This is a genomic window from Desulfofundulus sp. JL263-se (assembly GCF_056316025.1).
The window spans coordinates 1-18490 of the sequence record NZ_CM149993.1 but is presented as its reverse complement, the minus strand read 5'-3'; the positions used below and the strand labels follow the sequence as shown (position 1 = coordinate 18490).

Sequence of the window (18490 nt, the reverse complement as noted above, 5' to 3'; positions counted from 1 at the left end):
CTTCAAATACACCTTAAAAAAGGAACGCCTTAACAGCGTTCCTTTTTTGACCGCTTATTGTTTTTTTATTCAATGGTATATGGCATTAAAGCCATATTTCTTGCCCGCTTTATGGCCCGGGTAAGCATGCGCTGGTGGTGGGCACAATTTCCAGAAATTCTCCGGGGGAGAATTTTTCCACGTTCGGTAATAAACTTTTTAAGGCGGGGAACATCTTTATAATCTATCTTTTCTATTTTATCCACGCAAAAACTGCAAACCCGTTTTTTGCCACGACGCCCTCTGTCTCGCCTCATTCAACAATCCTCCTTAAAACGGAACTTCATCCTCATTAAAACTTATCTCGCTGCCGAAACCTTCAAAATCGTCTTGAGAACCGGAATCGAATGAACTGCCGGATTGTTGTCCATCCCTCGGGCCGTCAAGAAATTTAACGGTATTGGCAACTACCTCTGCCGCTTTACGCCGGATACCCTGGCTATCATCATAGGAACGAATTTGTAATCTCCCTTCCACAGCAACAAGCCTGCCCTTGGAAAGGTGATTGGCGCAAGTCTCCCCCAGTTTACGCCAGGCTATAATATTAATAAAATCGGTTTCCCGCTCCCCCTGACGGTTGACAAATTCCCGGTCCACTGCCAGGGTAAAACTGGCCACCGGCGTTCCGCCGGGCGTATGTCTTAGTTCCGGCTCCCGAGTAAGGCGACCGATCAATATCACCCGGTTAAACAAGATTATTCACCGCCCCGGCAATACTCTCCCTTTAAAAAATATCAATACCTTCCTATTCATCGTCTTCCCGGATAATTATATGGCGGAGCACAGACTCGTTAATCTTCAACAAGCGGTCAATTTCTTGAGCAATTTCTTGAGTTCCTTTGAAATTCATCAGTATGTAGAGGCCCTCTTTATACTTTTTAATATCATAGGCCAATTTCCTTTTGCTCCACTTTTCCAGGTTAGTTACTTCACCGCCATGCTGTTCGACAACGCCCTTATACCTTTCCATATTGGACGTTACGGTTTCCTCATCCAGATCGGGCTTTAAGATGTACAGAACTTCGTACTCGCGCAACTGCCATTCACCTCCTCCCTGCGGACTAACGGCCCCAACCTTAAGGTGGAGCAGGGGGAAACAATCTTTAATTGTACCAGGTTAGTATAACATAAAAGCTGGTAAGTTACAAGTTAAGTATGTATACGCTTAACTATTTTTTTAACGCTTTTTTCAAACTTTGGCCTTGGAATCATCAGTACCCTGCCGCAAGTAAGGCACTTTATTCTAAAATCCACACCGGTGCGCATTACCTCCCAATCCTCTCCCCCACAGGGATGGGGTTTGCGCATTTTTACCACATCCCCCACATAATATCTTACAAACACGTGGCGCACCCCCGAACCTTTAAAATTTAAAAAGAATTAAAAAAGGCATTATAGCCGCGGTAAGCCATAAATATATCTCCTTTACTGGCCACCTCCATGGGCGAATGCATGCCTAAAAGGGCAACTCCGCAATCTACCACATTCATGCCGTATTTTGCCAGCATGTAGGCGATGGTTCCTCCCCCGCCCTGATCTACTTTACCCAGTTCTCCGGTTTGCCAGACCACCTTATTGGTATTGAATACACTGCGAATCATACCCAGGAATTCAGCATGGGCATCATTGGCGCCCTTTTTGCCTCCCGACCCCGTATACTTGGTAACGGCCACCCCATAGCCAAGCCTGCAGGCATTATCCTTTTCCATAACATTTGAAAAGTTAGGATTTAAGGCAGCATTTACATCGGCAGACAGGGCTCGGGAATTTGCCAGCGCCCTGCGCAGCATCAAGCTGGAATCATTCCCTGTGAGTAAATATACCACTTCAGCCATTACATTGGCCAGCAGGAAACTTTCCATTCCTGTATTACCCGTACTTCCAATTTCTTCTTTATCTGCCAGGAGAAGAACTGATGTTCTTTGAGGTTGGTGCACTTCCGTAAGGGCCCGCAGGCCTGTATACGCGCACACCCGGTCGTCCTGGCCGTATGCGCCAATCATGCTCCGGTCCAGTCCCACATCTCTCGGCGGCCAGGCGGGGACCAGCTGTAGTTCCGCACTTATCAAGTCCTCTTCCACAATACCGTACTGCCTGTATAATAAATCCAGAACGGCAATTTTTACTTTATTCCTCTCGTTATTTTTTTCATCACCCTTTATGGGAACGCTTCCCGTGAGGGCACGTAAATCTTCGCCGGTATATACCTCTGCAAGTTTTTTCTCCATTTGGTCCTTGGCCAGGTGCGGCAGCAAATCGGCAATGGTAAATACAGGGTCCGCAGGATTTTCACCTATTACAACCGGCACTACCCTGCCGTCACCCTTTACCACTACGCCGTGCAAGGCCAAAGGCACGGCCAGCCAGTGATATTTCTTTATGCCGCCGTAATAGTGGGTCTTAAATAGAGCCAGTTCCTCTTCTTCAGCTACCGGCTGCGGCTTAAGGTCCAGGCGTGGGCTGTCGATATGTGCCCCCACCAAGTTAAATCCCTCATAGATAGGCCTGGCCCCCACCACTATTGCCAGCAGGGCTTTATTATTAATTACCGCAAATACTTTATCTCCGGGCCCCAGTTTTCCCTGCACCTGTCTAAGGTCACGGAAACCGGCGTCATTTAAAATGGAAACGGAGGCCTGAACTACCTCCCTTTCGGTTTTAGCATTGTTTAAAAATGCCTTATAGTCCTCGGCAAAGTGCATAATTGCCTCTTTTTCCCTGTCGCTGACCACAGACCAAACATTTTTTCTCTGATATTCCAAATCCGGTGTGCTCATTTTCTTCACCCCGCAAGTTAAATTTTTTCCATCCATACTCCTATAGTATTTACCCTTTCCCTAAAATTATCGAGCCCGGAATTTCAAATAAGTGTATTCATGTTTAAGCCCGGAAGCGTCAGGTTAAAAACCTTAATTATATTCAGCATAAAAGGAGCTATTTTGGATTTTTCCAGGGCTACAACTAGAATTTGCGGGCCCCCTGCCGGCGATAAAAGCAAGGAAAGAGGTGTATTCAGCCATAATAAGATCACTAAAATGGCTGTTGCCAGCAAACCTCCTTTAACCAGCCCCAATACCAGCCCGCCCAGCCTGTCAAAGGGAAAAAATATGGTACGGGAAATGGTAAGGGACGCCAGGCGCAAAATTCCTCCCGCCACCAGGTAAACGGCAGTTACAATCATTCCAAAGGCAATGATGCTTAAAATAGTATCCACAGCGGGGTAAATTATTTGCGTACCGGTTGAAATAATACTGTCCGGCAAGCCGCCGGCCGCCGGTAAAAAATCCGGGTAAATTTGTAAAACCCAGGAAAGCAGAATTTCCGCTATTTTATCATCCCAATTCCACCGGGCGGCCAGGTAATCTGCCAATTGTCCGTGAAAGCGGGCGGCCGCCCAGATTCCCCCCAGTAATCCTGCAGTACCGGATATACCGGCAAAAAATCCCACTCTAAGTCCCCTGATCGCTGAAACAACTATAATTATTATGAATATCCAGTCCAGCCAATTCATATAACGCCTCTCCCGAATTTTGCAGGTAATATGTTTTTAAATGTTATTCACCCTGAAAAATAAAAAACCTGCATGATACAGGTTAATGTACAAAAAAACGCCTGTATACCGGTGTAATTAAGAGAGCAAAAACAAGCACCAGCCCTGCATACCCGAACAGCGGGTAAAGATTTTTTACAAGTTTTGGAAATTCCACCCCTGCCAGGGGTATGGTTAGTAAGGTAATTCCCACGCCGATTATTTTGTATTTTTTACTGTTCAACGGTGCCAGCCTGCTTGCAAAACCATGGGCATCAGCTATGGCCGTTGTTAAAATGGCAAGCCAAATTAAAAAACCCAGGAACTTCTGCCAGTGTTCTCCTGCCTGCTGGGCAAGGTAAAGAAGGGGCACCTGGTAATGAATTATTGCCGGGTAGAAGACAAGACCTGCCAGGGTTATTATGCCGGCAGTTATACCGAGGCCTATTCCACCGGTTATTCCACTCAATATACCTTCTTTCTCGCTTATGGCCTGCCCCAGGGACGATAACACGGCAACGGGCACAATCATATTATATGAAACATAAAGCACCGCCGACCACATCCAGTGCCCGGCTACTTTATTTGCTGAAACATTTTGAAAAAAATCCTGTGGAAGGGGACCGGCATGCATTATTGCCCAAATGCAAACAGCTATTATTACCGTTACCTTAACAGGTACCAAAAAGGCATTGGCCATGAGAACTCCCTGTAACCCGCCCAAAATTACCAGGCAGGTTATGGCGGCAGCTAATGTAATTCCCACATATTTGGATTGACCCAGGTGTTCGGAAAAGATAGCCCCGCTGCCTGCCAGCATTATTCCCAGTCCTCCCACCAGCATGACCAGGCTTATAAAATCCATATATTTACTTATTCTGGTTCCCAGTACATAAGAAAATAATCTCTCATAACCGCTGGTTTTTAGTTTGCTGGAAAGATATAAAACAAGGGCACCCAGATAAGCAAATAAAATGCTGCTTATTAGCACCCCATACATAGCCTTATCTCCGTACATAATAAAAAACTGCATAATTTCCTGCCCGGAAGCAAATCCGGCCCCGATTATGGAACCTATATAGGTGGCAATTACCTTGAAATATAGAGATCCGGATTTTACTGGCCTCAGTGAATCACCCCCCTGATTACTGTTCAACTGGCCGTTGATAGCCGTTGATATATTTTTATGTTTATTAGTTAAATAATAAGACTTTTAGAATAATTCCAGGCACATTTGGAAATAAATATATTAGTTTTGTTTTTGCCGGGAGGAATAAATATGAGTATAATCAACCATGTTGAAAATCAACTGCTGTTGCCCAAAAAGACGCGTATTCATATAGAGGAGCCCATGGCGGTCAGTAATTTCAGCCTGGAATTGGCCAGGCGCCTGGAAAGCTACAAAATTTTGCAGAATCGCCCCGTAATTTTATTATGTATTGGTACTGACCGTTCCACCGGGGATTGCCTGGGCCCCCTGGTGGGCACCAAAATGCTGTCCTCAGGGCAGAAGTTTTTTAAGGTATACGGTACACTGGACAAACCTGTTCACGCCAACAATATTAGAGAAACTCTAAAAGAGATTCAAGAAAATTTTAGGGACCCTTTTATTATTGCCGTAGACGCATGCCTTGGGAGTTTGGAAAATGTAGGTTGCATAACCATTGGTGACGGCTCTCTGCAGCCGGGGGCCGGAGTTAATAAAAATCTCCCTCCTGTGGGTCACATTCACATTACCGGCATAGTTAATGTGGGTGGATTCATGGAATACCTGGTTTTGCAAAATACCAGGCTGAACCTGGTAATGCGGATGGCAGATATGATTGTTAAAGGATTTCATAATACCCTGGCAGTTTATTTGCAAAATGAGGTAACGGAGGTTTAAAATTTAAAGGGTCCGGGAGTTATTTTTCCGGGCCCTTTAAATTTCTAATTTACTTTTTACTTCTGAAACTATTTCTTCCGGACTCTTGCCGCTGGCATCTATAACGGGTGCCTTGGTGTCGGTTTCTTGCATATTCATCATGTTATTATCCAGGCCTGTTACTACAATTGCATCTGCCCCTTCATATTCAGCAGCGCCTACCACGTCATAACCTTCCTGAGTTAACTTTTTCTTCACGTTTAAGAGGGATTCGTCCACTGCTATTTTTCTTTTCACGTGTTATCCTCCTCGATTTGAGATATCGTTATTTTTAGCTTACCGCAAATTTAAACGGTTTATACAAATTTGGTTATAAACGACAAGTGAAATCCTCTCCCCAATCATCCCGGCGCGTAAAAGCATTTCCTGGCTAGTTTACTTTCGCTGCAGAATTTAGAAGTTCTATAACGTCTTCATCCTTAACTTGTCTAAAATCATCGTAAAATTGTCCTACGGCGTAAAAATTTTCCGGCTCTACCAGGCATACGGCCTCGTCCACTTCCTTCTTTAACCTGGCCATTACTTCCGGCGGTGCTACGGGAACGGCCAAAATAAGGCGCTCCGGCTTAAAAAGCTTGTACAGGGATTTTATGGCGGCCAGAACTGTAGAGCCTGTGGCCACGCCGTCATCCACCAGGATAATTTCTTTGCCTGAATAATCAGGGTATTCTTCGCTGCCCCGGTACTTTATCATGCGGCGCTTTATTTCCTTTATTTCCTCGTTCACCGTATCCTTCAAGTCCTTTTCTTTTAAACCCAATTTTCCCAAAACATTGTGATCGAATATGGCCGTACCGTCCTGGGTTACCGCCCCCACCGCCATTTCGGGGTTTATGGGGGCCCCTATCTTGCGTGGAATTATTAAATCCACCGGCAAGTTCAGTTCCCTTCCTATTTCTGCCGCCACCACTACACCGCCCCGGGGAATGGCCATAATTATGCCTTTTTTAATATTTTTTCTCAGCAGTTTTTTGGCCAGTTTGGCCCCTGCTTCTTTTCTGTTGGCAAACATCATAATCTCCCCTTTTTTACTAGTATTCGCATATGAGTCAACTTTTACTATAATGTCCCTTTTTGCTTAACTTTTTGCTCATGGATATTTCAGCGAAAAGAATTCTATATTTGAAAAAAGTTTTACGTTATAATAAAGTTTGCCGGGAAATTGCCATGCTTAAAAGGGATCCTCCGGCGGTTGAAAGGACGGTGATAATACTTTTGAACAGAACCTTTTTAAGGAACTTATTAAAACAAGTTGCCGCAGGAAATGTCGATGTGGAAGAAGCTTTAACCAAGTTGGAATTTTTCCCTTATCAGGATCTACAATTTGCAAAAATTGATCACCACCGCCACTTCCGCACGGGCTTTCCGGAGGTGATTTTTTGCCAGGGCAAGAGCCCCGAGCAGGTGGCGAAAATATTTTATGAATTATCTTTACACCACGGAGCAGTTCTTGCCACCAGGGCTAATAAAGAAGTATTTGACGCCGTTAAAAAAAGATGTCCTGAAGCTGAATATCACTCCATGGCCCGCTGTATTGTGCAGGGACACGTTCCCGTAAAAAGCAACCACAATTATATACTGGTGGTCAGTGCAGGTACCGCTGATTTACCCGTTGCCGAAGAGGCAGCGGTATGTGCTGAGATAATGGGTTGCCCCGTCAAGCGGCTTTACGACGTAGGGGTGGCGGGAATTCACCGCTTATTGAATAACCAGCAGTTATTGCATAATGCCATGGTAATTATCGTTGTGGCCGGAATGGAAGGGGCCCTTGCCAGTGTGGTGGGGGGATTGACGGACAAGCCGGTAATAGCGGTACCCACCAGCGTCGGGTACGGCGCCAATTTTGGAGGGCTGGCTGCGCTGTTGTCCATGTTAAACAGCTGCGCCATGGGAGTAGGAGTGGTAAATATCGATAATGGCTTTGGCGCGGCTGCTTTAGCCCGTTCTATTTATATGTTGAAGGTGGGAAAATGAAGGTTTTATTTATTGATTGTTTTGCCGGTATAAGCGGGGATATGTTTTTATCAGCCTTACTGGATGCAGGCTTGGACAGGAATGAATTACTGGATAAATTAAATTTGCTTGATTTGGGCGGGTACGATTTCAGGATTATTCCTGCCAAAAGTTGCGGCCTGACAGGAACCCGGGTAGAAATTAAAGTAAAGGAAAACCAGCCCCGGCGGCACCTAAGGGATATAGAACGCATTATTAAAGAAAGCACCTTACCTGACGGAATAAAGAAAACAGCATTAAAAACATTTGACAACCTGGCCCGCGCCGAAGCAAAGGTGCACGGAACATCCGTAGATAAAATTCACTTTCACGAAGTTGGTGCCGTTGATTCAATATTGGATGTTGTCGGTGCTGCCATAGCTATCCATATATTACAGCCGGACAAAATTTATTGCAATACTCTGCCCATGGGCGGAGGGTATATAAAGTGTGAACACGGAATGCTACCGGTTCCCGCACCGGCCACTGCGGAATTGATAAAGGGACTTCCCGTGCGCTGGGGCCCCGTGGACGGTGAACTGGTCACCCCCACCGGTGCAGCCATTGTTAAAACCCTGGTTAACGATTTTAAGGTTCCAGAGATGTGGGTGGAAAAAATAGGATATGGAATTGGCAGCAACGACCTGGGTATCCCCAATGCATTACGGGTTATGCTGGGCACCAGTGAACTTAATTTGCCGGGAATTAGGGAAGAAATTGATGTACTGGAATGCAATATTGACGATATGAACCCGGAACTTGTTCCCTACTTGCAGGAAACTTTACTTAAAGCCGGCGCGCTGGATGTCTATATTCAAAATGTGATTATGAAAAAGGGACGGTGGGGAATCCAGGTCAAGGTTTTATGCCCTCCCGGCAAGGACAGGGAATTTATAAACATACTTTTCAAAGAAAGTACAACCCTCGGGGTGCGTTACAGAAGGGAATCCCGAATTGTAGCCCGTCGCAAAGTAATTAAGCTACCTACTCCATATGGAGATATAAATATTAAAATTGCAACGCTGGGAGATGACAGCCGGCCGGTACAATACGCTCCTGAATTCGAAGATTGCAAGAAAGCAGCTAAACGGTACAACGTTTCCTTAAAAGAAGTATATAGGGTTGCTTTAACAGAGGCGGAAAACTTTTTAAAAAATAATTAAGGCTTCTGAAGATATTTTCCGGAAGCCTTTTTGTTACCCAATTGGTTGCTGCAGTCTAAGATTTTAACCGGCACGATCACCCCAATAAAAAATGTTTCACGTGAAACATTTAAATTGTTTCACGTGAAACATTTTTTCCAGCTAAAAATTCCACCAACCTGTTAAAATCTTCCTCGCTGGTGAAATTTATAATAATTTTTCCCTTGCCACCTTTTCCTTTTTTAATAGATACTTTAACCCTTAAATTTTTTTCTATTATTTCTTCCGAATCCTTCAATTCGGGGTCCCTGGTTTTTTTGGGGGCATCATTATTTTCCCTTTCCTCCAGCATCCTCTTTACCATTTGTTCCGTTTGCCTGACATTAAGATGGCGCCTTACAATTTTTAAAGCGGCAGCCATCTGTAAATCCTTATTTCTTAACGCCACCAGGGCCCGGGCATGCCCTGCAGATATGGAACCTTCCCTTACCATTTCCCTTACTTCTTCCGGAAGAGTTAAAAGTCTCACCATATTGGCAATGAAGGGCCTGCTCTTTCCAAGCCTGCGGGAAACGTCCTCCTGCGTTAAGCCAAATTCATTCATCAAACGGCTGTAAGCCTGGGCCTCCTCCAAGGCATTAAGATTTTCCCGCTGAATATTTTCGATAAGGGCAACGGCTGAAGCCTGAAGATCATCATATTCCTTAACCAGGGCCGGAATATACTCCATACCAAGTTCCTTACACGCCCGCCACCTTCTTTCCCCGGCAATAAGCTCATACTTATCATCGCCAACCGGCCGCACAACCACCGGCTGAACAACACCATGTTCCTTAATTGATTCAATCAATTCCTGCAATTTTTCACGATCAATAAACATCCTTGGTTGTTCCGGATTTGGTATTATATCCTTTACCCTTATTTCTTTTAATTCACCGCCGGATTTTTCTTCTTCCGGCCCGGTGGGAATCAGCGCACCCAAGCCCCGGCCAAGGCCCCTCTTTTTGCTACCCAATGCCAATCACTTCCCTGGCCAGTTCCTGATATACCTCAGCACCCCGCGACCGCTTATCATAAAGCATAATGGGCTTGCCGTGACTGGGAGCTTCACTCAGCCGCACATTTCTGGGAATAATACTGCGGTAAACCTTTCCCTTAAAATATTTTTTAACTTCATCAACAACCTGAATAGAAAGGTTCGTACGGCCATCAAACATAGTTAAAACAACACCCTGCAAGCGCAGATTCTTATTCAATCCCTGTTGTACCAGGCGAATGGTATTCATAAGTTGCCCTACACCTTCCAGGGCATAATATTCACACTGGATAGGAACCAGCACTGAGTCCGCCGCCGCTAAAGCATTAATAGTTAACAGCCCCAGGGAAGGAGGACAATCAATAATTATATAACTATATTTCTCCCGGACAGATTCCAGGGCCCTCCTTAAAACCAGTTCCCTATCCTTCCGCCCCACCAGTTCAACTTCAGCACCGGCCAATTCAATACTGGAGGGGACCACATCCAAATTATCCATTACCCCGCGTAAAATTACATCGTTTATATCAGAACCCTCAATGATAATATCGTAAATACAACTTTCCAGTGAATCTTTATTAATCCCAACACCACTGGTGGCATTACCCTGTGGATCTACATCAACCAAAAGTACTCTGTATTTCATAAGGGAAAGCCAGGCGGCTAAATTTACGGCGGTGGTAGTTTTACCAACTCCCCCTTTCTGATTGGCAACAGCGATTATTTTACTCACTAAACAGCACCTCACCCCAAAAACCTTATATGTACAAAAAATAATTCCACAATCATTGTGGAAGTCCTTCATAAGTGAGCTTACTTACTGGTTTAAAAAACCAAATAAATATTTAAAGCGGGCGCTTGGCCGGAATCCCGGGCTTTCTGGGATACCTGGCCGGGGTGAGAGCACTTTTCTCAATAACAACTATGCTTCTTCCATCTCCGCTAACAGGTAAATTAAATTTCTGAATACACCTGATTTTCCCCCCCAATACATCAATGGCGTTACCGGCTTTGTTAATTTCATCCTCAACACCCGGGCCCTTAAGGGCCAGAAAATTACCGCCAACTCTGACAAGAGGCAGGCACAGTTCCGCCAGCGTTCCCAGGGGAGCTACAGCCCGGCTTACACATATGTCGTATCTCTCCCTGTTACCCCTATCAGTTCCGAAATTCTCAGCCCGCTCATGGAAAATCTCAACCCCAACCAAAGATAGTGCCCTGACAACCTTTCTTAAAAATTCTATTCTTTTCTTCTGAGAATCTAAAAGAAATAGCTGTATTTGGGGATAAGCTATTTTTAGAGGAAGGCCGGGAAAACCAGCGCCGGAACCTACATCCACAACGGTTTTAAAACCTGAAAAATCTTCAACAATACCACAACAAAGGGAATCAACAAAGTGTTTCAGGGCCACATCCTTTTGTGCTGTTATACCGGTAAGGTTGGCCTTTTCATTATGCTCAAGCAGTAACCTGTAATATTCAATAAATAAATCCACCTGCCGGGGAGATAAACTAAGTCCCAGCTCGCCCGCGCCTTTTTTTAAATAAAAAATCATTTCACCGGGCATGTCCATTCCTGGCACCACGTCTCACCTGCTCCAGATAAACCAGTAAAACCGATATATCCGCCGGGTTGACGCCGGAAATCCTGGCCGCCTGTCCCACGGAACTGGGTCTTATTTCTTTTAATTTTTGCTTCGCCTCGGTAGCCAAGCCCTTAATGGAATCGTAATCAATATCTTCAGGAATACGCTTTTTTTCCAGCTTCTCGAATTTTTCCACCTGAGACATTTGTTTTTTAATATATCCTTCGTACTTGATTTGAATTTCCACTTCTTCTTTAACCTCGTCCGAAAGGGAAGGATGCTCGCCGGGAAGCTTTAAAATATCGTCATAACTCAATTCAGGCCTCCGCAGCAATCCCGCCAGGGATGTAGGTTTCTTTATTTCGGCAGTCCCCAAATTTTTTAAAGTTCTTTTTACCTCTTCATTAACGGGAACCATGGTCCTCCCCAGGCGCTCCACTTCATCTTCCACCTGTTTCTTCTTCTCCAAGAAATACCTGTACCTCTCATCGGAAATCAGACCCAGCTGCCGGCCTTTTTCAGTAAATCTCAGGTCAGCATTGTCGTGCCGCAGCAAAAGCCTGTACTCCGCCCGGGAAGTTAAAAGCCGGTACGGTTCATTGGTACCTTTGGTAACCAAATCATCTATAAGCACGCCGATATAGCCCTCGGAACGGGAAACTATAAAGGGTTCCTCATCTCTGATATATTTTACCGCGTTAATACCTGCTATGATCCCCTGGGCTGCAGCCTCTTCGTAGCCGGAAGTCCCGTTAATCTGGCCGGCGGTAAAAAGTCCCTTTATCTTTTTTGTCTCTAGAGACAGTTTTAATTCCGTTGGATCTATATAATCATATTCAATAGCGTAGCCGGGACGCATAATTTCAACCCTTTCCAAACCGGGAATAGTCCGGAGCATTTTCAACTGCACATCTTCCGGCAGGCTGCTGGACATGCCCTGCACGTACATTTCCGTAGTATCCAGCCCCTCCGGCTCAACAAAAACCTGGTGGGCAGGCTTATCGGCAAAACGAACCACTTTATCCTCTATGGAAGGACAGTACCTCGGGCCCCGCCCTTCAATTTTCCCGGTATAAAGAGGAGAGCGGTGCAAATTTTCACGGATAATCTCATGTGTTCTTTCATTGGTGTAAGTAAGCCAGCAGGGAACCTGGCTTCTCGGCCTCTTCGGCGATACATAAGAAAAATTATAAATCTTATCATCGCCGGGCTGAATTTCCATTTTGCTGAAGTCAATACTGTTGCGGTCCACCCTGGCCGGAGTGCCCGTTTTAAACCTGCCCATTTTAAAGCCCAGTTCCCTGAGACAGGAAGCGAGCTTTATGGAAGGAAACTGGCCGTTGGGGCCCCCGGCAAAAGAAACGTCCCCAATGATAATCCTGCCCCGCAAATATGTACCTGTAGTAATAACCACGGCCCGGCACTTAAAAACGGCACCGGTGCTTCCCACTACAGCAGCTACCCGGTCATTGGTAACCTCTATGGACTCCACCAAAACCTGCTTTAAATCCAATCCCGGCTGGTTTTCCAGCACACTTTTCATACTGGCCTGGTACCTTTTTTTGTCTGCCTGGGCCCTTAAAGCACGCACGGCGGGGCCCTTGGCAGTATTCAACATGCGCATTTGTATGGCCACACGGTCTGTATTCAGTCCTATTTCACCGCCAAGGGCATCAATTTCTCGAACCAACTGGCCCTTGGCCGGCCCGCCCATGGCCGGGTTACATGGCATAAGGGCGACATTATCAAGGTTTAAAGTGGTAACCAGGGTCTTACAACCCATCCTTGCAGCTGCCAGACCGGCCTCACACCCCGCGTGCCCGGCACCAATAACAACCACGTCATATTCACCGGCATTGTACCTCACAAACCTCACCTCCCTGAAAAATCCAAATCCCAGAACGGTATATTAATCCCTTTAAATCCCGCCAAAAAATATAAAATTTATTTTACTTCCCCACGCAGAAATCAGCAAAAATTTTATCCACCAGGTCTTCGGAAACAGTTTTACCGGTTATTTCGCCCAGGGCCTCCCAAGCGCCCCTTATATCCACGGCCAGTAAATCCGCCGGAATTCCCTCTTCCATTCCATTTATTACGTCACTTAAATATTGCTCAGCCCTCAACAACGCTTCCTTATGCCGTACATTACTTACCAAAACGTTATCTGAGGCAGCTATCCCTCCCCCAAGTACTACTTCTTCAATGGTATCTTCCAGCCGGGAAAGGCCTTCCTCCTTTAAGGCAGAAATTTCTACCACCGGCCATTGAGGCAATAACTCATTTACCCGGGACTTTAAATTCCTGCTTTCACAAATATCAATTTTATTTAAAACAACAATTCCCCTCATGTTCCTGACTAAATCAATAATTTCCCGGTCTTCACTTTCAATGCCGTCACAAACATCAAGAACAAACAATATAAGGTCAGCCTGTTTTATCAATTGCCGGGACCGCTCCACTCCGATACGTTCTACCACATCGTCAGTTTCCCGCAACCCAGCCGTATCAACCAAACGTACGGGTATCCCCCGCATATTTAAAACTTCCTCAATTATATCCCGCGTCGTCCCGGGAATTTCTGTAACAATAGCCCTGCGGTCCCTGAGCAAGGCATTAAGCAAGGAAGACTTCCCCACATTTGGCTTTCCTACAATAACGGTATGTATACCTTCCCGGTAAACCTTCCCAACATCGGCTTCTTTAAGCAATTTTTCCAGCTTATTAACAACAACTGCAATCCTCTGCCCTAACTCCTCCCATGAAGCTTCACCAACATCATTTTCGGGAAAATCTATACTAACTTCAACATTAGCCAGCACGTCCAGTAATTCATCCTGTAGTTCTCCAACAGCTGCAGATAATCTCCCTCTAAGTTGGCCCAAGGCCACATTCAGCCCCGCATCGGTTTTAGCTCTAATAATATCAATAATGGACTCCGCCTGGGCAAGATCTAAACGTCCATTTAAAAAGGCACGCTTCGTAAATTCCCCCGGCTCGGCCAGCCTGGCACCGTATTTAAGCACCAGTTCCAAAGTCTTGCGCAAAGGAACTATTCCACCATGACAGTTAAATTCCACCACGTCTTCCCTGGTATAGGTATGCGGGGCACGCATTACCCCCAGAAGAATTTCATCAACCACCTTACCGCCGTCGGGATCATATACATACCCGTATATAAGCCTGTGCCCCTTACCCCTGGTCCAGTCACCACCCCTTGCCGGTTTAAATATACGTTTTGCTATTTTAAAAGCTTCGTTTCCACTTACTCGAACAATACCTATACCACCTTCACCCAGGGGAGTGGATATGGCCGCAATGGTATCTTCAATCACATTCTTCCCTCCAAACTTTTTAAAAAACCCAGCCACAGTACACTCTGGGCTGGGTTATTTTATAACCTAAAACCTTAATTTTTCACTATTTCCTGGGGGAAATAACTATTTTACGGTTCGGCTCCTCTCCTTCACTGAAAGTATAAATATCACTCCTGCCCTGCAAAGTAGTATGAATAATTCTCCTCTCCATGGAGTTCATAGGCTCCAAAACAATGCTACGTCCCTTTTGTCTGGCTTTATTGGCCATTTTTATGGCTAATTTCCGCAAAGTTTCTTCCCGTCTCTTACGATAGCCCTCAACATCCAAAATAATTCTCTGCCTGTTTTCCTGATTCTTGTTGGCGGAAAGGTTTACCAGGTACTGCAACGCATCCAAAGTTTCGCCTCTCCTACCAATTAAAATACCCAAATCAGGTCCCTGCATACTTATTAATAACCCCTGGTCATTTTCCACCACGTCCATTTTTACTGTTAAACCCATTATCTCAAAAATCCGCTCCAATAGCTGCTGGGCTTTTCGGACAGGTTTTTCAATAACCTTTACCCTGACCTTTCCCGGCTTGGCCCCAATTAAACCAAGAAATCCCCTGCTCGGCTTTTCCAAAACATCAACCTCAACTTCCTCCCTGGACACACCTAACTCTGCCAGCGCACTTTCCACTGCCTCCTCGATAGTTTTACCGGTCTTCTCCACTTCCGTCACTTTTCCGCCACACCTTCCTTCGCCTCCTCTGTCTGCTTATTAACAAGGAGCTGCTGGGCATATCCCAATATATTAAAAACAATCCAGTATAACACCAATCCGGACGGCACAGTGGTACTAATCCACCCGATAAATATGGGCATGGTATACAACATAATACGCTGCGTCTGGTCGGTAGGCGAAGTAGTTAACCTTGTTTGCATATATGTTGTAATGGCGGCTAAAACAGGCAAAATAAAATACGGGTCAACCATATTCAGTTTTTCTATCCAGAAGAACCCGGCATGCTGATCATTTATAAAATTAAAGTTTTTATTACTTAAGGCACGAAAAAGGGCTATCAAAATGGGCATTTGAATTAAAACAGGGAGACAACCGGCCATGGGATTTACATTATGTTCCCTGTACAGCTCCATCATTTTCTGCTGCATTTTCTGAGGGTCCTTTTTCCTGTATTTTTCCTGAATTTCCTTTATTTTGGGCTGAATTTGCTGCATTTTACGCATTGACACCATTTGCTTCTGGGTAAGGGGAAATAATACAATTTTAATTAATAAAGTTAGAAGAACAATGGCCAAAGCATAACTGGGAATTCCCAAACTAACAGTTAAGCCATAAAGCCAGTGAATAAGCTGCGTCATTGCATCAACCAAAGACTGAAACAAGCTACCCAAACCATCGCCTCCTTAACTACTTAAACAAGGGGATCATATCCTCCGGGGGAAAATGGATGACACCTGGAAATTCGCTTCAATGCCAACCACGAACCTTTCAATACACCATATTTACTTATCGCCTGCAAGGCATATTCCGAACAAGTAGGACAATAACGGCACCGCGGTAACATCATGGGAGAAATCACTTTTCTGTAAAACAACACCAGCAGTATTAAAATACGACGCATTTAATCACCACACCTTTAAGAAAACTTTTTCTTTAACCGGCGGGCCAGTTTGTCTATCCTCTCCTTCACCTCATAAAAGTCGGTACCTGCACTTCCCTTGCGGGCGACAATTACATAATCATAACCGGATATAAAAATATTCTGGTTTAGCCGGCATACTTCCTTTAATAAACGCTTTAATCTGTTCCGGACAACTGCCTTACCAATCTTTTTACTTATGGAAAAACCAAACCTTAAACCATCGCTGCTACTTTTTCTGGCAATTAAAACAAACTTATTGTCGGCCACAGATATGCCCTCTTGAAAGATCCTCTTATACTCTTTATTCCTCTTAATTGTTTTTAATTGGGCCATGGTAACCTAACCTACAATTGTTATCAAGCGGAATTATGCACGAAAAGCCTTCTTTACAATTAACAAAAGGCCACTCCCAATAAAGCGGCCTTAAGCAGTCAACCTCTTTCTACCTTTTCTTCTTCTATTTTTTATAATATTTCTCCCGGATTTCGTTGACATCCGCTTTAAAAACCCGTGCAACTTTTTTCTTTTGCGTCTCTTAGGTTGATACGTCCGTTTCAAGAGCACACCTCCTCAACTTAAACACTGGAAAATACTAGGTGTATACGGTAACTATTATATATTATTAACAACTCCCCGTCAAGAAATAACCTGTTTATAGCGTTACAATGCACACTGGGAAAAACGCTGTTGATAACCCCTGTAAAATCTGATATCATTTATCCACTGGTGGACAATTATTCACAGACTGTGGATAAAATTGTTGATAACTTGTTATAGCTTTGTGAATTTATTGTTAAACAAGCAATAAAATTATAACTTGGAGGTTAGTAAGTTGCTTGACCATAATATACGTCAGGCCTGGCAAAATACCGTAGCTTACTTAAAAAATAAACTTAATGTTCATTCCTTCAATACGTGGATAATGTCCATGCACCCCTTGGCCTTCCTTGATAACGTCCTTTACATAGAAGTGCCCAATCATTTTTCCCGGGATTGGCTGAATAATAGATACGCTCCCTTAATAAAAAGTACTTTGCAAGAAATATTAAATAAAGAGATTGAACTGAAGTTTTTATTGGAAGGAGAGCAGCTTCCCACCAGCTCCCTTCCTTTTCACAAAAAGGCTTTCAACCCGGCCAATCTAGATGATCTTATTAACTCTTACCTCAATCCCAAGTATACTTTTGAAACCTTTGTGGTGGGAAATAGTAACAGATTTGCCCACGCGGCCTGCCTGGCAGTCGCCGAATCGCCTGCCAGGGCATACAACCCCCTTTTCATTTACGGCGGAGTGGGACTGGGCAAAACTCACCTGATGCACGCAATCGGGCATTTTATCCGGGAAAATAACCCCAGTTTAACCGTGGCCTATGTAACGTCGGAGAAATTTACCAACGACCTTATTAATGCCATTAAAGACGATCAAATGGTGGAATTTCGAACCAAATACCGCAGCATGGACATATTATTAATAGATGATATACAATTTCTTGCCGGCAAAGAACGAACTCAGGAAGAATTTTTCCACACATTTAATACCCTTTATGAAGCAAATAAACAACTAATCATTTCCAGCGATCGACCTCCCAAGGAAATACCAACCTTGGAAGACAGGTTACGGTCCCGCTTTGAGTGGGGTTTGATTACCGACATTCAGCCACCGGACCTGGAGACCCGCATAGCCATCCTTAGGAAAAAAGCCCAACTGGAAGGATATACAATACCGGACGAAACCATTTCCTTTATAGCAAATCGTATACAATCCAACATCAGAGAACTAGAAGGCGCCTTAATTAGAGTTATAGCCATAAGTTCTTTAAATAACCAAGAAATAACACCGGAACTGGCAGCCGAAGCATTGAAAGATATTCTTCCGGCACCGAAACCCAAACCTATAACCGTTCAATCAATTCAAGAAGTCGTAGCTCAATATTTTAATATAAGGCAAGAAGAATTAAAAACCAAAAAAAGAACCCGGGCAGTGGCTTATCCACGACAAATAGCAATGTACCTATCAAGGAAACTGACGGACCTTTCCCTGCCCAAAATAGGAGAGCAGTTCGGTGGAAGAGATCACACCACCGTAATTCATGCCCATGAAAAAATCGCCAAAGAATCGAAAAAAGATCCCTCGCTACAAAACATTTTAAAAGAACTGGAGAAAAAAATTAAACAAAATTAACAATTACCGTGAATAACCCTGCTGAAATTTGTTGATACCCTCATTTCGGAAAAGTCTTAACCCAACGTCCTCTTTTTTATATGCACATTTATCA

General features: G+C 44.4%; 23 protein-coding genes. 4 read left to right on the top strand and 19 right to left on the bottom strand.

The genetic code is table 11. The features are described 5' to 3' along the window. Positions 1-65: 65 nt before the first annotated feature. From rpsR to ACX4JR_RS00085, 7 genes are all read right to left on the bottom strand, one after another. On the bottom strand, positions 66-296 hold the full coding sequence (gene rpsR / locus ACX4JR_RS00115) for a 30S ribosomal protein S18 (protein ID WP_476059027.1): 231 nt from the start codon (positions 294-296) through the stop codon (positions 66-68). Positions 297-309: 13 nt separating this feature from the next. Then, positions 310-732 (bottom strand): single-stranded DNA-binding protein, encoded by a 423-nt coding sequence (locus ACX4JR_RS00110; RefSeq protein WP_476059026.1) that lies wholly within the window; start codon positions 730-732, stop codon positions 310-312. Between the two features lie 52 nt (positions 733-784). Continuing rightward, the gene (gene rpsF / locus ACX4JR_RS00105) at positions 785-1075 is read right to left on the bottom strand and encodes a 30S ribosomal protein S6 (RefSeq protein ID WP_476059025.1); all 291 of its coding nucleotides are present in this window, start codon (positions 1073-1075) and stop codon (positions 785-787) included. A gap of 113 nt (positions 1076-1188) precedes the next feature. Next, positions 1189-1383, bottom strand: coding sequence for a DUF951 domain-containing protein (locus ACX4JR_RS00100; protein WP_476059024.1), 195 nt, complete (start codon positions 1381-1383; stop codon positions 1189-1191). Positions 1384-1409: 26 nt separating this feature from the next. Next, positions 1410-2852 carry an aminopeptidase gene (locus tag ACX4JR_RS00095; protein WP_476059023.1) on the bottom strand — a complete coding sequence of 481 codons (1443 nt, stop codon included), beginning with the start codon at positions 2850-2852 and terminating at the stop codon, positions 1410-1412. A gap of 47 nt (positions 2853-2899) precedes the next feature. Beyond that, positions 2900-3550 carry a CvpA family protein gene (locus ACX4JR_RS00090; protein ID WP_476059022.1) on the bottom strand — a complete coding sequence of 217 codons (651 nt, stop codon included), beginning with the start codon at positions 3548-3550 and terminating at the stop codon, positions 2900-2902. Positions 3551-3632: 82 nt separating this feature from the next. After that, on the bottom strand, positions 3633-4586 hold the full coding sequence (locus ACX4JR_RS00085) for a YkvI family membrane protein (protein WP_476059021.1): 954 nt from the start codon (positions 4584-4586) through the stop codon (positions 3633-3635). A 261-nt stretch (positions 4587-4847) separates the two neighbouring features. Here ACX4JR_RS00085 and yyaC point away from each other — a divergent pair, with 261 nt between their 5' ends. Beyond that, positions 4848-5453: a spore protease YyaC gene (yyaC, locus tag ACX4JR_RS00080; protein ID WP_476059020.1), complete on the top strand. Its 606-nt coding sequence runs from the start codon at positions 4848-4850 to the stop codon at positions 5451-5453. A 36-nt stretch (positions 5454-5489) separates the two neighbouring features. On the opposite strand, the gene ACX4JR_RS00075 is transcribed toward yyaC, so the two are convergent. Together ACX4JR_RS00075 and ACX4JR_RS00070 are read right to left on the bottom strand one after the other, a co-directional pair. Beyond that, positions 5490-5729 carry a YkuS family protein gene (locus ACX4JR_RS00075; RefSeq protein WP_476059019.1) on the bottom strand — a complete coding sequence of 80 codons (240 nt, stop codon included), beginning with the start codon at positions 5727-5729 and terminating at the stop codon, positions 5490-5492. A gap of 133 nt (positions 5730-5862) precedes the next feature. Then, positions 5863-6507 (bottom strand): phosphoribosyltransferase, encoded by a 645-nt coding sequence (locus tag ACX4JR_RS00070; RefSeq protein WP_476059018.1) that lies wholly within the window; start codon positions 6505-6507, stop codon positions 5863-5865. 200 nt (positions 6508-6707) lie between these two features. Between ACX4JR_RS00070 and larB the strand changes: the two genes are divergently transcribed. Both larB and larC read left to right on the top strand, forming a co-directional pair. Then, positions 6708-7466: a nickel pincer cofactor biosynthesis protein LarB gene (gene larB / locus ACX4JR_RS00065; protein WP_476060597.1), complete on the top strand. Its 759-nt coding sequence runs from the start codon at positions 6708-6710 to the stop codon at positions 7464-7466. Next, the gene (gene larC / locus ACX4JR_RS00060; protein ID WP_476059017.1) at positions 7463-8647 is read left to right on the top strand and encodes a nickel pincer cofactor biosynthesis protein LarC; all 1185 of its coding nucleotides are present in this window, start codon (positions 7463-7465) and stop codon (positions 8645-8647) included. The genes larB and larC overlap by 4 nt, the downstream gene beginning before the upstream one ends. 109 nt (positions 8648-8756) lie before the next feature. Here the strand turns inward: larC and ACX4JR_RS00055 are convergent, their stop codons facing one another. The 10 genes from ACX4JR_RS00055 to rpmH all read right to left on the bottom strand — a co-directional run bounded on the left by ACX4JR_RS00055 (position 8757) and on the right by rpmH (position 16772). Then, on the bottom strand, positions 8757-9641 hold the full coding sequence (locus tag ACX4JR_RS00055) for a ParB/RepB/Spo0J family partition protein (protein ID WP_476059016.1): 885 nt from the start codon (positions 9639-9641) through the stop codon (positions 8757-8759). Further along, entirely contained in the window at positions 9634-10395 is a 762-nt protein-coding gene (locus ACX4JR_RS00050) for a ParA family protein (RefSeq protein WP_476059015.1), read from the bottom strand. The genes ACX4JR_RS00055 and ACX4JR_RS00050 overlap by 8 nt, the downstream gene beginning before the upstream one ends. Positions 10396-10507: 112 nt before the next feature. Then, on the bottom strand, positions 10508-11236 hold the full coding sequence (rsmG, locus tag ACX4JR_RS00045; protein WP_476060596.1) for a 16S rRNA (guanine(527)-N(7))-methyltransferase RsmG: 729 nt from the start codon (positions 11234-11236) through the stop codon (positions 10508-10510). After that, positions 11220-13115, bottom strand: coding sequence for a tRNA uridine-5-carboxymethylaminomethyl(34) synthesis enzyme MnmG (mnmG, locus tag ACX4JR_RS00040; RefSeq protein ID WP_476059014.1), 1896 nt, complete (start codon positions 13113-13115; stop codon positions 11220-11222). Before mnmG ends, rsmG begins: the two co-directional genes overlap by 17 nt. Positions 13116-13197: 82 nt before the next feature. Further along, entirely contained in the window at positions 13198-14583 is a 1386-nt protein-coding gene (mnmE, locus tag ACX4JR_RS00035; protein WP_476059013.1) for a tRNA uridine-5-carboxymethylaminomethyl(34) synthesis GTPase MnmE, read from the bottom strand. An 85-nt stretch (positions 14584-14668) separates the two neighbouring features. Further along, positions 14669-15289 (bottom strand): RNA-binding cell elongation regulator Jag/EloR, encoded by a 621-nt coding sequence (gene jag / locus ACX4JR_RS00030; protein WP_476059012.1) that lies wholly within the window; start codon positions 15287-15289, stop codon positions 14669-14671. Continuing rightward, the gene (locus tag ACX4JR_RS00025) at positions 15286-15954 is read right to left on the bottom strand and encodes a YidC/Oxa1 family membrane protein insertase (protein WP_476060595.1); all 669 of its coding nucleotides are present in this window, start codon (positions 15952-15954) and stop codon (positions 15286-15288) included. The genes jag and ACX4JR_RS00025 overlap by 4 nt, the downstream gene beginning before the upstream one ends. 29 nt (positions 15955-15983) lie before the next feature. After that, positions 15984-16193 (bottom strand): membrane protein insertion efficiency factor YidD, encoded by a 210-nt coding sequence (yidD, locus tag ACX4JR_RS00020; protein WP_476059011.1) that lies wholly within the window; start codon positions 16191-16193, stop codon positions 15984-15986. Positions 16194-16208: 15 nt separating this feature from the next. After that, positions 16209-16547, bottom strand: a complete 339-nt coding sequence (rnpA, locus tag ACX4JR_RS00015) for a ribonuclease P protein component (RefSeq protein ID WP_476059010.1) — start codon at positions 16545-16547, stop codon at positions 16209-16211. Between the two features lie 90 nt (positions 16548-16637). Then, positions 16638-16772 (bottom strand): 50S ribosomal protein L34, encoded by a 135-nt coding sequence (gene rpmH / locus ACX4JR_RS00010; protein WP_476059009.1) that lies wholly within the window; start codon positions 16770-16772, stop codon positions 16638-16640. A gap of 274 nt (positions 16773-17046) precedes the next feature. On the opposite strand from rpmH, the gene dnaA reads away from it, so the two are divergent. After that, the gene (dnaA, locus tag ACX4JR_RS00005; protein WP_476059008.1) at positions 17047-18396 is read left to right on the top strand and encodes a chromosomal replication initiator protein DnaA; all 1350 of its coding nucleotides are present in this window, start codon (positions 17047-17049) and stop codon (positions 18394-18396) included. Positions 18397-18490: the final 94 nt, after the last annotated feature.

Excerpts from the sequence above, each read along its gene's own strand:
- rpsR (WP_476059027.1), bottom strand. The coding sequence starts at position 296 with ATGAGGCGAGACAGAGGGCGTCGTGGCAAAAAACGGGTTTGCAGTTTT.
- ACX4JR_RS00095 (WP_476059023.1), bottom strand. The coding sequence starts at position 2,852 with ATGGATGGAAAAAATTTAACTTGCGGGGTGAAGAAAATGAGCACACCG.
- ACX4JR_RS00090 (WP_476059022.1), bottom strand. The coding sequence starts at position 3,550 with ATGAATTGGCTGGACTGGATATTCATAATAATTATAGTTGTTTCAGCG.
- ACX4JR_RS00085 (WP_476059021.1), bottom strand. The coding sequence starts at position 4,586 with ATGTACGGAGATAAGGCTATGTATGGGGTGCTAATAAGCAGCATTTTA.
- yyaC (WP_476059020.1), top strand. The coding sequence starts at position 4,848 with ATGAGTATAATCAACCATGTTGAAAATCAACTGCTGTTGCCCAAAAAG.
- ACX4JR_RS00070 (WP_476059018.1), bottom strand. The coding sequence starts at position 6,507 with ATGATGTTTGCCAACAGAAAAGAAGCAGGGGCCAAACTGGCCAAAAAA.
- larC (WP_476059017.1), top strand. The coding sequence starts at position 7,463 with ATGAAGGTTTTATTTATTGATTGTTTTGCCGGTATAAGCGGGGATATG.
- rsmG (WP_476060596.1), bottom strand. The coding sequence starts at position 11,236 with ATGGACATGCCCGGTGAAATGATTTTTTATTTAAAAAAAGGCGCGGGC.
- yidD (WP_476059011.1), bottom strand. The coding sequence starts at position 16,193 with ATGCGTCGTATTTTAATACTGCTGGTGTTGTTTTACAGAAAAGTGATT.
- rnpA (WP_476059010.1), bottom strand. The coding sequence starts at position 16,547 with ATGGCCCAATTAAAAACAATTAAGAGGAATAAAGAGTATAAGAGGATC.